This is a genomic window from Paracoccus sediminilitoris, assembly GCF_003259195.1.
GTDB classification, from domain to species: Bacteria; Pseudomonadota; Alphaproteobacteria; order Rhodobacterales; family Rhodobacteraceae; genus Paracoccus; species Paracoccus sediminilitoris.
This window is the reverse complement of the sequence record NZ_QJPK01000030.1, coordinates 1-13,369: the sequence shown is the minus strand read 5'-3', so window position 1 is coordinate 13,369 and position 13,369 is coordinate 1. Positions and strand designations below refer to the sequence as shown.

The 13,369-nt window shown below is 62.7% G+C and carries 13 protein-coding genes and 1 pseudogene; 7 read left to right on the top strand and 7 right to left on the bottom strand.

From position 1 onward, the window contains the following. From DKT70_RS15915 to DKT70_RS18845, 4 genes are all read left to right on the top strand, one after another. On the top strand, positions 1–287 hold a 287-nt coding region (locus DKT70_RS15915; protein WP_407672227.1), incomplete at its 5' end, for a transposase. Further along, on the top strand, positions 284–1,237 hold the full coding sequence (locus tag DKT70_RS15910; RefSeq protein ID WP_111560067.1) for a 2-hydroxyacid dehydrogenase: 954 nt from the start codon (positions 284–286) through the stop codon (positions 1,235–1,237). The genes DKT70_RS15915 and DKT70_RS15910, both read left to right, overlap by 4 nt. An 885-nt stretch (positions 1,238–2,122) precedes the next feature. Then, positions 2,123–2,260, top strand: coding sequence for a hypothetical protein (locus DKT70_RS18090; protein ID WP_158530109.1), 138 nt, complete (start codon positions 2,123–2,125; stop codon positions 2,258–2,260). A gap of 393 nt (positions 2,261–2,653) precedes the next feature. Next, positions 2,654–3,055 (top strand): NAD(P)-dependent oxidoreductase, encoded by a 402-nt coding sequence (locus DKT70_RS18845; protein ID WP_111560066.1) that lies wholly within the window; start codon positions 2,654–2,656, stop codon positions 3,053–3,055. Here the strand turns inward: DKT70_RS18845 and DKT70_RS15900 are convergent. The 7 genes from DKT70_RS15900 to DKT70_RS15870 form a co-directional block, all read right to left on the bottom strand. Then, complete coding sequence (locus DKT70_RS15900; RefSeq protein ID WP_111560065.1) at positions 3,001–4,527, bottom strand: aldehyde dehydrogenase (NADP(+)); 1,527 nt, start codon at positions 4,525–4,527, stop codon at positions 3,001–3,003. The two genes, DKT70_RS18845 and DKT70_RS15900, sit on opposite strands and share 55 nt — an antisense overlap. Position 4,528: 1 nt before the next feature. Further along, complete coding sequence (locus DKT70_RS15895; protein WP_111560064.1) at positions 4,529–5,254, bottom strand: ribonuclease activity regulator RraA; 726 nt, start codon at positions 5,252–5,254, stop codon at positions 4,529–4,531. 10 nt (positions 5,255–5,264) lie between these two features. Then, entirely contained in the window at positions 5,265–6,155 is an 891-nt protein-coding gene (locus DKT70_RS15890) for a dihydrodipicolinate synthase family protein (protein WP_233490623.1), read from the bottom strand. Positions 6,156–6,157: 2 nt separating this feature from the next. Further along, positions 6,158–7,894, bottom strand: coding sequence for an L-arabinonate dehydratase (gene araD / locus DKT70_RS15885; protein ID WP_111560062.1), 1,737 nt, complete (start codon positions 7,892–7,894; stop codon positions 6,158–6,160). Between the two features lie 41 nt (positions 7,895–7,935). Next, positions 7,936–9,468, bottom strand: a complete 1,533-nt coding sequence (locus tag DKT70_RS15880) for a tripartite tricarboxylate transporter permease (protein ID WP_111560061.1) — start codon at positions 9,466–9,468, stop codon at positions 7,936–7,938. A 10-nt stretch (positions 9,469–9,478) separates the two neighbouring features. Next, positions 9,479–9,949 carry a tripartite tricarboxylate transporter TctB family protein gene (locus DKT70_RS15875; protein WP_111560060.1) on the bottom strand — a complete coding sequence of 157 codons (471 nt, stop codon included), beginning with the start codon at positions 9,947–9,949 and terminating at the stop codon, positions 9,479–9,481. A gap of 66 nt (positions 9,950–10,015) precedes the next feature. After that, positions 10,016–10,969: a tripartite tricarboxylate transporter substrate binding protein gene (locus tag DKT70_RS15870; RefSeq protein ID WP_111560059.1), complete on the bottom strand. Its 954-nt coding sequence runs from the start codon at positions 10,967–10,969 to the stop codon at positions 10,016–10,018. 147 nt (positions 10,970–11,116) lie between these two features. On the opposite strand from DKT70_RS15870, the gene DKT70_RS15865 reads away from it, so the two are divergent. From DKT70_RS15865 to DKT70_RS15855, 3 genes and pseudogenes are all read left to right on the top strand, one after another. Further along, positions 11,117–11,809: a GntR family transcriptional regulator gene (locus tag DKT70_RS15865; RefSeq protein ID WP_111560058.1), complete on the top strand. Its 693-nt coding sequence runs from the start codon at positions 11,117–11,119 to the stop codon at positions 11,807–11,809. Beyond that, positions 11,806–12,459, top strand: coding sequence for a GntR family transcriptional regulator (locus DKT70_RS15860; RefSeq protein ID WP_111560057.1), 654 nt, complete (start codon positions 11,806–11,808; stop codon positions 12,457–12,459). The genes DKT70_RS15865 and DKT70_RS15860 overlap by 4 nt, the downstream gene beginning before the upstream one ends. A gap of 113 nt (positions 12,460–12,572) precedes the next feature. After that, positions 12,573–13,328 (top strand): annotated as a pseudogene (locus DKT70_RS15855) (IS5 family transposase). Positions 13,329–13,369 lie beyond the last annotated feature (41 nt).

Genomic DNA, 13,369 nt, shown 5'->3' with positions numbered 1-13,369 from the left:
CGGCAGGACAGGTCAGCGACTACACCGGAGCGGCGGCGCTTCTGGACAGTCTGCCGCAGGCCGACTGGTTCCTGGCGGACCGGGGCTATGATGCTGACTGGCTGCGAAAAGCGTTGCAGGACAGAGGGATAAAAGCCTGCATCCCCGGCCGGAAGTCCCGCAAGAAAACCGTTAAATACGACAAGCGCCGCTACAAACGCCGCAATCGCATCGAGATTACGACGTCCTTGCTGGAATCCGACGTAGAGGCCGCAAGGCGCAGACAACCCAAGGAGACAATGGCATGAAACCCGACGTCCTCGTGATGACCCAGATCCGTGAACCGGCCATGAGCCTCCTTGCCGAGGCCTACGCCCTGCACCGTTACGACCTTCTGGATGCCGACGGTCAAGCCGACCTGCTGGCCCGAACACGGCGCAGCATCCGCGCGGTCGTGACGAACGGCCACACGCCCCTCACCACCGACACGATCGCGGCGCTGCCCAAGCTCGAAATAGTGGCCTCGGTTTCTGCTGGGGTCGAGAGCATCGACATCCACGCACTATCGGATCGCGGCATTCCGCTGACCAACTCATCGCCTGCTCTTCTGGATGACGTGGCCGACATGGCGATCCTGCTAACCTTGGCAGCGCGACGCGACTTGGTGCGTGCCCACAATTATACGGCATCAGGCGAATGGGGCCGCAGCGGAATGTATCCACTGCAATCCCGTACCGCAGGCAAGCGGATGGGCATCGTCGGCATGGGCCATGTGGGCCAGGCCATCGCCCGCCGCGCCGAAGCTTCGAACATCCAGATCGCCTATGGGGGCCGCCGGCCCAAGCCTGAACTGCCTTGGCCCTTCCAACGCGACCTGGTCCAACTGGCCCGCGACAGTGACATTCTGGTCGCGGCCTTGGCAGGTGGGCCAGACACCAAGGGCGTCATTTCTCGGGACGTGCTGTCGGCACTTGGGCCGCAGGGGACATTCGTGAATGTCGCGCGCGGGTCTGTCGTAGACGAGGAGGCGCTGATCGATTTGCTCTCTTCTGGCCGGCTAGGAAATGCAGGCCTTGATGTCTATTTGAACGAGCCTCGACCCGATGTCCGGCTGACCAATCTGCAGAACGTCATCCTGTCGCCACATCATGCTTCGGGAACAGTCGAGACGCGAGACGCAATGGCCATGCTGGTCGTCCAGAACCTTGCCGCGCATTTTGCTGGCGAAGAGCTGCTGACTCGCGTCGACGTCGCCTGACATTTTTCCAATACTCCATTTTGTTCTCCTGACCGGCACACGCCAGTCTGCGTCCCTTCTGCCGCGTGCCGGTCGGCAGCGATTTGACATGATCAAGAACCTTGAGACCTCAAGTTAATCAACACTACCGACCTCTAGTCCATGACCCGGCTTGAATTTCTGTCGTTCCCAGTTACCCCTTTCGACGATGATGACACCTTCAACCTACGCCTTCCGGTAGCACCTTGAATGGCTGCCGGTGGCGACGGAATCTTGTTGTCGCACGTCCTGACAAAGGTGCCGCTGAAAGCCATCGCTGAATCACAGACATGCTGGAGCGGCTGTGCGCGGAATGTCGGAACCTGATCGGCTTCAAAGAATGCAATGGTGATGTCGACAAGGCGCGCCCCATCATTTTGTGGATGGCAGACTGGCTCAGCTCTCTCGGCGGCATGACCACGCACGAACTATCGCTTAAGCTTAGCGCGGGGTTGGAATGCTGTCCTATTCCTCGGCGGTATTGCACATCATCCCGACTACGGCGGTCTAGTGCCACCATTCTTTTAGCACTGGCAACACTGCCACTTGCGAACGCCTGCTGCAGGAGGTCTACTACCCCTTCGCCGACATTTGCGACTGCAAGGCGGACTATGCCCTGCCAACGGTTAAAATGGGCATGCGCCGGTGGGGCCTCGGGTTAGGCTGGATTCGTGCTCCGTTAATGGACCTGACCGGCGAGGAGGAAAAAATGTTGCGCGGCCTGACCGGCGACCGCATGAGCGCGCCGGACGTTGCCATGCTGGAGGAATTAGATACGCCATCGAAAGATTAGCAGTGTCATATAGTCAGCGACCAGCTGCAGCTTGTCTTCAACCGGATAGCCACAGCGACCCCCGGGCAGCCGCCTTGGCGGGAGGCGACTACATCATCGGCCGCTCTGTCTTGCTGGAGCAGGGCCTGCTGGCCGCGGTGTCGCGCCATTGGCTTATCCAGCAACGGGGCACCGTGACCGACGCCATTCCGCAGGAGGCTGAACGCCGCTGAGGGATTATCCGGCCCGCAGTCCATGCTTGAACGTCGCCTCAATGGCGGAACTGACCATCGGGCTCATGCTGGCCCCTGTTTTCGGCGCATTACGCAGGCGGACACCCTGATCCTTAGCAGCGTCTGGTGCGAGCCAGATCTATAGCTCATCACCTGAAATCTAACCGAGGCTAAGGTCGATCTTGTGGGATTGGGAGTGATTAGTGGACAGGTCCTGCGGCGTCTGTCGGGCTTTGATTGCAGATAGCCTATACTAGGGACGCGGTTGTTACCGTATTAGTCACCGGGTATAAGAAACTCGAGCGGCTGATCGGTTGGGCGGACGTGGTGTCGCTGTACCTTCCCCTCACGGCCTAGGCCAACGGCCTGATTGATTGGGACCGCTTCTAGGCGATGCTGCAGAGGGCGCTCCTTGTGAATACAGCTCGCGGTGGACGTATGGACGAGGCCCCGATCGCTGTTGCCCAAACGTCCAACCAGCTAGGCGGCGCGGCAACTAAAGCAGTCTTACAAGAGCCATCTAATTCAAAAAACCTGCTGCTCGCGGTGCCCAATGCCGTGCTCTCACCCCATTGCGGCGGACGGTTCCAAGGGAACTTAAGCCGGATAGTCCGTTATTGGTCCGACATTATCATCGCTCATGCTAGCGGTGCCAAAATCGATCCTGCATGCATCCTGCCAGCCGAACTGATTACTGCAAAGAGTGAAGGGGTGCTCTCGACGGAGAGCACCCCGGCAATTCATGAAAGGCAGCCGTTCAGATCGGCGGGGATCAGGGCCTCGGGCAGGTTCTGATAGCACACAGGGCGCAGGAACCGCCTGATCGACAGTGTGCCCACCGAGGTCGCCCCGAAATTGGTGCTGGCCGGATAGGGGCCGCCATGAACCATGCTGTCTGCGACCTCGACGCCGGTGGGGAAACCATTGGCCAACACTCGGCCCGCCATCCGCTCCAGCACTGGCAGCAACCGGCGCCCCAGATCGGCGTCGCGGTCGTCCAATTGCAGCGTTGCCGTCAACTGACCTTTGAAGCTTCGGGCGACCTCCTGCATCTGCGCCGCGTCGCGAACCCGCACGATCACGCCAAGCGGGCCGAAGACTTCTTCGGCCAGCTCGTGGTTGTCCAGCCAGTCGGCTGCCGAGACCTCGAAAAGATTGGGCGAGGCATGTCGCGCCTGGCAGGAGGTGGACAGCAGCGACCGGACCCCGCGTCCCGCGCCGACCTTGGTTGCGCCTTTGCGATAGGCGTCGGCCATGCCATCGGTCAGCATCACCTGCGGCGCGGTGGCCTGCAACGCTTCGGTCGCCGCGGCGGCAAAGGCGTCGGCATCGGGACCGTCGACGATGACGGCGATACCGGGGTTGGTGCAGAACTGTCCCGCACCCATCGTCAGACTGGCGGCCCAGCCCTTGCCGATGTCGGCGCCGCGCGTTTCGGCGGCGACCGGCAGCACGAACATCGGGTTCACGCTGCCCAGTTCGCCGAAGAAGGGGATCGGCTCGGGGCGGTTGGCACAAAGATTATAGAGCGCGCGGCCACCGCCAAGCGAGCCGGTAAAGCCGACGGCCTTGATGCGCGGGTCGGTGACCAATGCCTCGCCCACGTCGCGCTTGCCACCCTGAACCAGGCTGAAGATGCGGGGGTCCATCCCAAGGCGGGCAATGGCCGCGACGATGGCGTCGCCAACGATTTCACCCGTGCCGGGATGGGCGCTGTGACCTTTGACCACGACCGGGCAGCCGGCGGCCAGGGCCGCCGCCGTGTCGCCGCCCGCGACCGAAAACGCCAGCGGAAAGTTCGAAGCGCCGAACACGGCGACCGGTCCGATAGGCCGTTGCATCATCCGCATGTCGGGGCGCGGCAGCGGCTGGCGGTCGGGCAGAGCCTTGTCGTGGCGGCGGTCCAGATAGTCGCCCTTGCGGATGTGGTTGGCAAACAGGCGCAGTTGGCCGGTGGTGCGGCCACGCTCTCCCTGCAGACGTGCTTGGGGAAGGCCGGTTTCGGCACTGCCGACTTCGGTGATTGCCTCGCCGCGGGCGTCGATTTCCTCAGCGATGGCCTCCAGCAGGGCTGCCCGCTCCTCTCGGGTGCTGGCCGCGAACGTTTCGAAGGCCGCTTCGGCGGCGGCGCAGGCCTGCGCCACCAGTTCGGGCGTGCCGACCGAGAATTCATGCGCCTTGCCGGTCGCGGGTGCCGAGGAGAAGCGTCCTTCGGTCCGGATCTTTTCACCCGCGATCAGGTGGTCGCCATGGGGGATATGGGTCATGTCAGCGTCCTGTCCGTTCACGCCATTCGGCGTATTTCGTCAGATTGTCTTCATCCGTGGCGGGATAGAGGCCGATGATCGCCGCGCCGGCGTTCACCTGTTCCAGCACGAAATCCTCAAAGGATTCCATGCCGGTGCATTCGTCCGCGATCTCATCCGCCAGATGCGCCGGGATCACCATCACGCCGTCGCCGTCACCCAGCATCACGTCGCCCGGAAAAACGGCAGCGTCGCCGCAGGAAATCGGCACGTTGATGTCGATCGCCTCGTGCAGCGTCAGGTTCGTCGGCGCCGAGGGCCGGGCGAAATAGGCCGGCATGTCCAATGCCCCGATGCCCGCCGCATCGCGCACGCCGCCATCCGACACGACGCCTGCCGCGCCGCGCAGGGCAAGGCGGGTGATCAGGATCGACCCCGCGGTGGCCGCGCGGCTGTCCTTGCGGGCATCCATGACCAGGACATGGCCCTTGGGGCAGGTCTCGACCGCGACGCGCTGCTTGTGGACGCGGTTGCGAAAGACGGTGATCGGGTTGCGATCCTCTCGGGCGGGGATATAGCGCAGGGTGAATGCCTGGCCGACCATGGTCACCGGCTTGCGCTCCACCGGCACGACGCCCTGGACGAACTGGTTGCGCAGCCCACGCTTGAACAGCGCGGTCGCGACCGAGGCCGTGGAGACCTTCTTCAGCTTGTCGCGGGTTTCATTCGACAGGATGTATTCACTCATCATCTCTTCCTCAGATCAGATTGTTGTCGGCCATGAAGCGGTCCAGCTCTGCCTGTTGGGCCGGGGTCAGCGGCCAAGCCGAAGGCGGGCGGGTCGGGCCGCAATCCAGCCCCTGCGCGATCAGGGCCGCCTTGACCCCCGTGACATTGGTGCCGTTCATTTCCTGGGCGCGGATGTCTTCGAAGACCCGCATCCGTTCGATCAGCGCATTGGCCGCGGCATAGTCGCCTTGTTCCAGAGCAGTGTGGATGGCGACGGAATGTTCGGGCCAGACATTGATCAGCCCGGACGTGAAGCCGCGCGCGCCGACGGCATAGAATGTCGGCGCCCAGACCTCGGCCAGGCCACCGACCCACACGATCTGCGGATCGCAGGCGGCCCGTGCCTCGGCCAGCTTCTGCGGGTTGGGCGTCGCCCATTTCACGCCGCGCACACCGGGCACCGCGCAAAGATCGGCAATAGCCTTTGTGCCAATTGTATCATTGCGCAGATAGATCATCATCGGCAGCCCGCCCGACGCCTCGGACACGGCCTTGAGGTAATCGACGACACCACGCGGCGCGACGAAGGGATCGGGTGGCTGATGGACCATCAGCGCTGCCGCCCCGGCCTCAGCCGAGGCGCGGGCCAGCCGAACAGCATCGGGCAGCGCGCGGCCGACACCCGCCAACAGGGGCGCGCGACCCTCAATGAGGTTGGCGACTTCGGTGACCATCGTGCAGGCCTCGTCGGTCGTTAGGGCGTAGAACTCGCCCGTGTTGCCGTTGACAACGGGCATGTGCATGCCCGCGCCGAGCGCGCGGTCGATGATTGGGGCAAGGCGTGCAGGCGCCACTCGACCGTCGTCATAAGGAGTAACCAAGATGCCCGAGATCCCGGTGAGGGCTTCGTTGAGCGTCATCATCAGAAGATATCCGGTTCGGAGGCGGCAGGGCCGAAACCGCGTTCGAGGAAGGTGAAGTCGCAGCCCTTGTCCGCCTGAGTCACGTTTTGCGAGAACATCCAGCCCCAGCCCCGCTGGTAGCGCGGCTCGGGAGGGGTCCAGGAGGCGCGGCGCGCCTTGATCTCGGCCTCGTCGACCAGCATGTCTAGACGGCGCGCGGGCAGGTCCAGCCGGACGATGTCGCCGGTCTTCAGCAATGCCAGCGGGCCGCCGATGAACGCTTCGGGGGCGACATGCAGGACGCAGGCGCCATAGGACGTACCCGACATCCGCGCGTCCGAGATGCGCAGCATGTCGCGGTGACCCTGTTTGATCAGCGCCTTGGGGATGGGCAGCATGCCCCATTCGGGAAAGCCCGGACCGCCCAGGGGGCCGGCATTGCGCAAGACCATGACCGTGTCGGGGGTGACGTCAAGGTTTTCGTCATCCACAGCCGCCTTCATCTCAGGATAACTGTCGAAGACCAGGGCCGGGCCTTCGTGGACGTGGTATTTCGGGTCGCAGGCGGCAGGCTTGATGACCGCGCCATCGGGACAGAGATTACCGCGCAAAACCGCCAGGGAGCCCTCGTGATAGACCGGGTTCGACAGAGGCCGAATGACATCATCATTGTGGACCACCGCACCTTCGAGGTTTTCACCCATGGTCTTGCCCGTCACAGTGAGAGCGGTCAGATCCAGCCTGTCCTCGATCTGCTTCATCAGCGCGCGCAGGCCGCCGGCATAGAAAAAATCCTCCATCAGGTAATCCTTGCCCGAGGGGCGGACATTCGCGATCAGCGGCGTGGTGCGGCCCAACGCGTCCAGATCGTCCAGCGTCAGGTCGACGCCTGCGCGGCGCGCCATGGCGATCAGGTGGACGACGGCGTTGGTCGAACAGCCGGTGGCCATGGCGACGATAGCGGCGTTCCTGACGGCGGCTTCGGTGACGATGCGGTCGGGGGTCAGGTCCTCCCAGACCATGTCGACGATGCGGCGGCCGCAATCGGCCGCCATGCGCTGATGGCCGCTGTCCACCGCCGGCACTGATGACGCACCGGGCAGCGTCAGGCCCATCGCATCGGTGATCGCGGTCATGGTGCTGGCCGTGCCCATGGTCATGCAGACGCCCGCGGACCGGGCGATGCCGCCCTGGACGCCCTGCCATTGCTGGTCAGTGATGTTGCCGGCCCGGCGTTCGTCCCAATATTTCCACGCATCCGAACCCGAACCAAGCCGCGCCCCGGCATAGTTGCCGGCCAGCATCGGCCCCGCGGGCAGATAGATCATCGGCACGCCCGCCGTCAGGGCGCCCATCACCAGGCCCGGCGTGGTCTTGTCGCAGCCACCCATCAGGACGACCCCGTCCAGCGGATGGGCGCGGATCTGCTCCTCCGTCTCGATCGCCAGCAGGTTGCGATAGAGCATCGAGGTTGGCTTGGTAAAGCTTTCGTCCACCGACAGCGACGGCAGTTCGACCGGCAGGCCGCCTGCCTGCAGCACGCCCCGCTTCACGTCGGCGGCGCGTTCGCGAAAGTGGGAATGGCAACTGTTCAGTTCGGACCAGGTGTTCAGGATGCCGATGATCGGACGGCCCATGAAATCGGCCTCGGAATAGCCCAGCTGCATCATGCGCGAACGGTGGCCGAAGCTGCGCAGGTCGTCGGGCGCGAACCAGCGGGCGGATCGCAGATCGGCGGGGGTTTTCGTGGTGGTCATGTCTGCCTCGGGTCGGTCTGTGTTTCAGGAAGGGGCATGGCTTATTCCTCGCCACCCAATGTCAGGGGGCCGGCCGTGGTCCGCCCGCGAGAGGCGCGGTATTCACCCCACAGCTGCAAGGCGATCGACACGGCCGCCAGCGCCAGGAAGGCGCCCGAAATGGGGTTCGTCAGAAAGCCGGTATAATCGCCCTTGGACAGCTGCAGCCCACGGCGGAAGCTGGTTTCGGCCATCGGGCCCAGGATGAAGCCGATGATGAAGGGCGCCGTCGGAATGCCCGCCTTGACGAAGGCGTAACCAAGGACGCCGAAACCCAGGATGGTCCAGATGTCGAAGATGCGGCTGGCCAGCCCGAACGCGCCCACGGCACACAGCACCAGGATCACCGGCAACAGGATGTGCTTGGGGATCGCCAGCAGCTTGATGAAGATCCGCAGGCCCCAGAACTCCAGCACCAGCATCAGGCAGGCCGAGACGATCAGGGCGGCGAAGATGGTATAGACCAACGGGGCTTGGGTGATGAACAGCATGGGTCCGGGTTGGATGCCGTGGATCATCAGCCCGCCCAGCATGATCGCGGTGACCGCATCGCCGGGAATGCCCAAGGTCAGCAGGGGGATCATAGCGCCGCCGATGCCCGCATTGTTCGCGGTTTCCGAGGCGACCACGCCCTCGATCGTGCCCTTGCCAAACTGTTCGGGGGTCTTGGACCGCTTTTTCGCTGCGATATAGGCGATGATGTTCGACGTGCCCGCTCCGATGCCCGGCAGGATGCCGATCCCGATGCCGATCAGCGCGCTGCGGGTCGCGTTGGGGATCTGGCCCAGGAACTCGGCCATCGAAAAGCCGAAGCCCTTGATCTTGACGGGCATCGGAGCCTTGCCGCCGTCGACCGGATGGCGGGCGGATTCAGCGACCTTGATCACCTCGGCCACGGCGAACATGCCGACCAGGACGGTCAAAATGGAAAACCCGGCGTTCAGCTGAACATTGCCAAAGGTGAACCGCGTCGTCGCATCGACCGGCGCGATGCCGACAGTAGAGACGGCAAAGCCCAGCACGCCCGCAAAGATGCCCTTGGCCATCGATCCCGATGACAGCGTGGCAATCAGCGTCAGCGAAAACACCGCGATGGCGAAATACTCATGCGGACCGAAGGACAGCGCCACGCTCGCCAGCGACGGTGCGATGAAGGCCAGGGCCGCGATCGAGGCGATCGTCCCCAGGAATGAAAAGACGATGCCAACGCCCAACGCCTTGGCGCCCTCGCCCTTTTCCATCATCGGGCCGCCGTCGAAAGTGGTGGCGATCGAGGAGGGGGTACCCGGTATCTTCAGCAGGATCGCCGAGATCAGGCCGCCCGAGGTCGCGCCGACGAAAAGGGCGATCAGCAGGCTGATGCCCGCCGCGGGGCCAAGGCCATAGGTCATGGGCAGGCACAGCGCGATGGCCATGACCGCGGTTAGGCCGGGTACGGCACCGAAGACGATGCCTACGGCCACGCCCGCCGTCATCAGCGCGAAAATCTTCAGCGACAGGACGGCCGCGAAGCCCTGGATCAGAAGGTCGAACATGATGCTGCTTTCAGTTCAGCCACGCCACCAGCGGCCCTGCGGGCAGCAGGAGGTCGAAGGCATAGCGGAAGGTGGCGAAGATCAGGACGGATGACGCAATGGCAAGGCCCGCATAAAGCGGTACCGATCGCGTTGCCGATTTCGGTGTCAGGACCAGGAACTGCAGGAAAAGATAGATGGCCGTGGCGATCGGGAAGCCCAATGGACGCAGCGCGGCAATAAAGCCTGCGATTAGCAGCAGAGTCAGGCCAACTGTGACCAGCCCGCTGGCGGCGGCCCGCACCTCTGCCTCAGTAGCGGCCGGTCGTCGCAATGCGCCGACCAGTTCGATCAGACCAAGCGCGATCATCATGAACGCCAGAATGGTCGGCACGGTCCCGGCATCAACGCCATCTCGTTCGGGCAGCGCCGCCGCCAAGCGAAGATAGACAATTCCAGCGCCGGCCATGACTGAACCGACGACCACGTCTTTGAGCCGCATCGCGCAGCCCTCCTTTGCTGTGTGGCTGGATTAGTCCGGCGCCGTTGGGCACCGGACTGCCAATGCTCAGCGCGAGGCTTGGAGCGCGTCGCGATAGGGCATGTAGGTATCGCGGATCGTGTTCAGACGCTCCAGCGCCTCCTGCTGGGGCAGGAAGGCGACGGGCTGTTTGAAGCCTTGCTCCAGATCCTCGGCATATCCCGGGATTTCCGTGATCTGCTGCATGACTTCGCCCATCTTGTCGACGATGGCTTGGTCGGTGCCTTCGGGGAAGGCGATGATGTAGGGATTGTTCATCACGAAATCGACACCCTGTTCTGCAAAGGTGGGAATATCACCCAGCAGAGGGTTGCGTTCATCGTTCGGCTGGCCCAGCACGACCATCTGGCCGTTATCCACGTAATCCTGAACGGCACCATAGGCGATGCCTGCGACATCGATCCTCCCGCCAAGAAGCGAGGCGATCTTTTCAGCCGCCGAGCCGGTGTCGACAATGTTCATCTCGATGCCCGCGCCTTCCTGGAAGATCAGGCCTTGCAGATGCGAATAGCCGCCAAATTCGGTGCCGAACGTGATGCTGCCTGCCTCTGCTGCCTTGACGTCCTCGACCGATGTCAGTCCGGACGACGCGCTGGCCACCAGGACGGCGCCCTGATCGATGGCCGGCACGCAGCAGATCTCGAAGGCGTCGAGGCCATAGTCGGCCAATCCCGACACCTCGGCCACGATCACATGGCCCGTATGGCCGAACAGCATGGTGTAGCCGTCAGGCTCGGCCTGGCGCACGGCTGATGTGGCGATGGTCGCGCCGCCGCCCGGCATGTTGGTGATCACCATTCCGACGCCGGTGATCTCCTCGAAATAGCGCGCCATCGTGCGAGCGTTGAAGTCGGTATCACCGCCCGGGCTGGCACCGATGATGACGTTGATCGCGCGCTCGGGCCATTCGGTCTGGGCCATTGCGGCGCTGCCTGCAAAACAGGCGGTAACCGACAGGGCAATCAGGGCTGTCTTCTTCATTTCCTATCTCCTCCCCAGGGCGATGCGCCCTTTCCTCTATTGACGCACTAATATACTTGATGCCTTCTGACAACCATTTTCTCGGTTGCGGTAGGCGCATCATGCTGGCACTTCAGGATTGAATCAGGACGGGAGCAGAAGAAGGAGATGCGCAGGCGAACCAGGGCAGATGTCGTCCATGACGCACTGCGCCATTTGATCGTGACGCTTGAACTGGCGCCCGGACAGCTTCTTTCCGAAAAGGAGATGTGCGACCGTTTCGGCGTCAGCCGTACGCCCATCCGAGAGGCATTCCTGCGCTTGGCCGAACATGGCTTGGTCACCGTCGCGCCGCAGCACGGCACCTTCGTAGCGGGCATTTCCCCCAAGGCCGTTCGGTTGGCGCATTTCCTGCGGGAAAATCTGGAGATCCCCGCCATTCGGCGGTTGGCTGCGCATCCCGCCCCTGACCTGAGCGCCGCAAGGGACATCCTGGTGGCGCAAAAGGTCGCGGCCGCGCGGAACGACCAGGCGGAATTCATTCTGCTGGACGATCGCTATCACGAGGCGCTGTTTGACGCCGTCGATCTGTCCGATGTCTGGGCCGTCATCCAGGCCCGCAAGGGGCATCTGGACCGTATCCGCTTTATCCAGGGAACAATTCGGGGCAGCGTCGAGGTGCCGCTTTGCCAGCACGAACAGATTCTTGACGCATTGACCGCCCAGGATGGCAATCTGGCCGCAAGGCTGCTGAAGGACCACATTGCCGGATCGCTGGCCTTTCTGGAGCGTCATCTGCGCGAACGCCCCGAGATGTTCATCGACGACGAACCGACCGGCGGCACCGGGGCAGGGTCATGAAGGCGGGAACCGAAGACATCGCAAGCGACCTGCGTCGTCGTATCCTGTCGCTTGAACTGCCCCCGGGATCGGTGCTTTCGCGCAGCGATCTGACGGCACGCTATGGCATCAGCTCGACGCCGCTGCGGGATGCGCTGCTGGCATTGCGTGACGAGGGGCTGGTTCAGATCATGCCCCAATCGCGCACCATGGTCAGCCGCATCGACCTGGCCCACGCAAGGCAGATCCATGTCCTGCGCAGCGCGATGGAAATCGAGGCCAGCCGACGTGTTGCCGCGGCAGATCTGCCCGGCGTCGCCGAGGAACTGGCCGCCCTGATACAGATACAGCAGGATCAGATGACGCGCGGTGACATGGCGGCGTTTTCCCGATTGGATCTGGCGTTCCACGAGGCCCTGTTTCGTGCCGCAGGGCTGATGGTCGTCCATCAGGTGATCCGCCGCGAGAGCATCCATATCGACCGCCTTCGCGCCTTGCACCTGATGAAACCGGAGAAGGCTCAGCAGATCCTGAACGATCATAGGTCAATTATTGTTGCGATCAAGGCGGGCAACGTAGATGCAGCCGCTGAAGCGATGCGACTGCATCTGTCACAATCTATTTTGCTAGGAGACCGCCTGACTCAAGAAAAACCAGATTATTTCACCTAGGATCGATATTTCTGACTAGGCTCAGGATAAATTGATTTCCGCTTCGCAGCGTGCTTCAAGGCTCGGAAATGGAGCGGTGACGTGAGCGACCTTTCTGGCGGACTGACGCGCAGATGACACGCATGGCACCCTTTTTCCTAAGTCTCACGGGAAGCCACGCGTCGATGACAGGCGCGTTCTTAGCGGGATTATTTTAATAATCCACAATGGCTTACGCTGGCGTCATACATCTACCGCACATGGTTCTCACAAGACGCTTTACAGGGGTTGGCGCGGAAAGGGCATTTTTGCCTAAATGATGGCCGGGCTCGCTGCCGAACACTATGAAGAGGAGACCGTGATAATAGACGCGACATACCTGAAGGGACATCGCACAGCGACCGGTATGGCCGACAAAAAGGGGGCGTGGTCGCCTGATCGGCAGCACCAAAGGGTTCGAGGGGAAGAGAAACTGTCCGGCAGACAGTTTCGCCCAAGAACGGAACACCAAACTGCCCACCATTTGCGACAGCCAGATACTATCGTTCGACCTGTTCATCACCGCCGGTAAGGTGCGCGATTATATCGGCGCACGGGCGCTGCTCAGCCCCCTGCCAAACGTCAAATGGCTGCTTGGAGATCGCGGTGGTAATCCTGACTGATTGACAGACGCGTTGCAGGACAAGGGAATACGCGCCTGCATTATTGGTCGGAAGCAACGCAAGACGCCGGTCAAGTATGACGAGCGGCGCAACAAACGGCAAGGTCGCATCTAGATCATGTTCGGCAGGCTGAAAGACTGGCGACGCGTCGCAACCCGATACGGCAGATGCCCGAAGGTCTTCCTATCCGCCATCGCACTCACAGCAACCGTCATTTACTGGCAATGAGATGCCGTAACGGGGCCTGCGCTGCGACCTGCCCGTTACCG

Excerpts from the sequence above, each read along its gene's own strand:
- DKT70_RS15910 (WP_111560067.1), top strand. The coding sequence starts at position 284 with ATGAAACCCGACGTCCTCGTGATGACCCAGATCCGTGAACCGGCCATG.
- DKT70_RS18845 (WP_111560066.1), top strand. The coding sequence starts at position 2,654 with ATGCTGCAGAGGGCGCTCCTTGTGAATACAGCTCGCGGTGGACGTATG.
- DKT70_RS15900 (WP_111560065.1), bottom strand. The coding sequence starts at position 4,527 with ATGACCCATATCCCCCATGGCGACCACCTGATCGCGGGTGAAAAGATC.
- DKT70_RS15895 (WP_111560064.1), bottom strand. The coding sequence starts at position 5,254 with ATGAGTGAATACATCCTGTCGAATGAAACCCGCGACAAGCTGAAGAAG.
- DKT70_RS15890 (WP_233490623.1), bottom strand. The coding sequence starts at position 6,155 with ATGACGCTCAACGAAGCCCTCACCGGGATCTCGGGCATCTTGGTTACT.
- araD (WP_111560062.1), bottom strand. The coding sequence starts at position 7,894 with ATGACCACCACGAAAACCCCCGCCGATCTGCGATCCGCCCGCTGGTTC.
- DKT70_RS15880 (WP_111560061.1), bottom strand. The coding sequence starts at position 9,468 with ATGTTCGACCTTCTGATCCAGGGCTTCGCGGCCGTCCTGTCGCTGAAG.
- DKT70_RS15875 (WP_111560060.1), bottom strand. The coding sequence starts at position 9,949 with ATGCGGCTCAAAGACGTGGTCGTCGGTTCAGTCATGGCCGGCGCTGGA.
- DKT70_RS15870 (WP_111560059.1), bottom strand. The coding sequence starts at position 10,969 with ATGAAGAAGACAGCCCTGATTGCCCTGTCGGTTACCGCCTGTTTTGCA.
- DKT70_RS15865 (WP_111560058.1), top strand. The coding sequence starts at position 11,117 with ATGCGCAGGCGAACCAGGGCAGATGTCGTCCATGACGCACTGCGCCAT.
- DKT70_RS15860 (WP_111560057.1), top strand. The coding sequence starts at position 11,806 with ATGAAGGCGGGAACCGAAGACATCGCAAGCGACCTGCGTCGTCGTATC.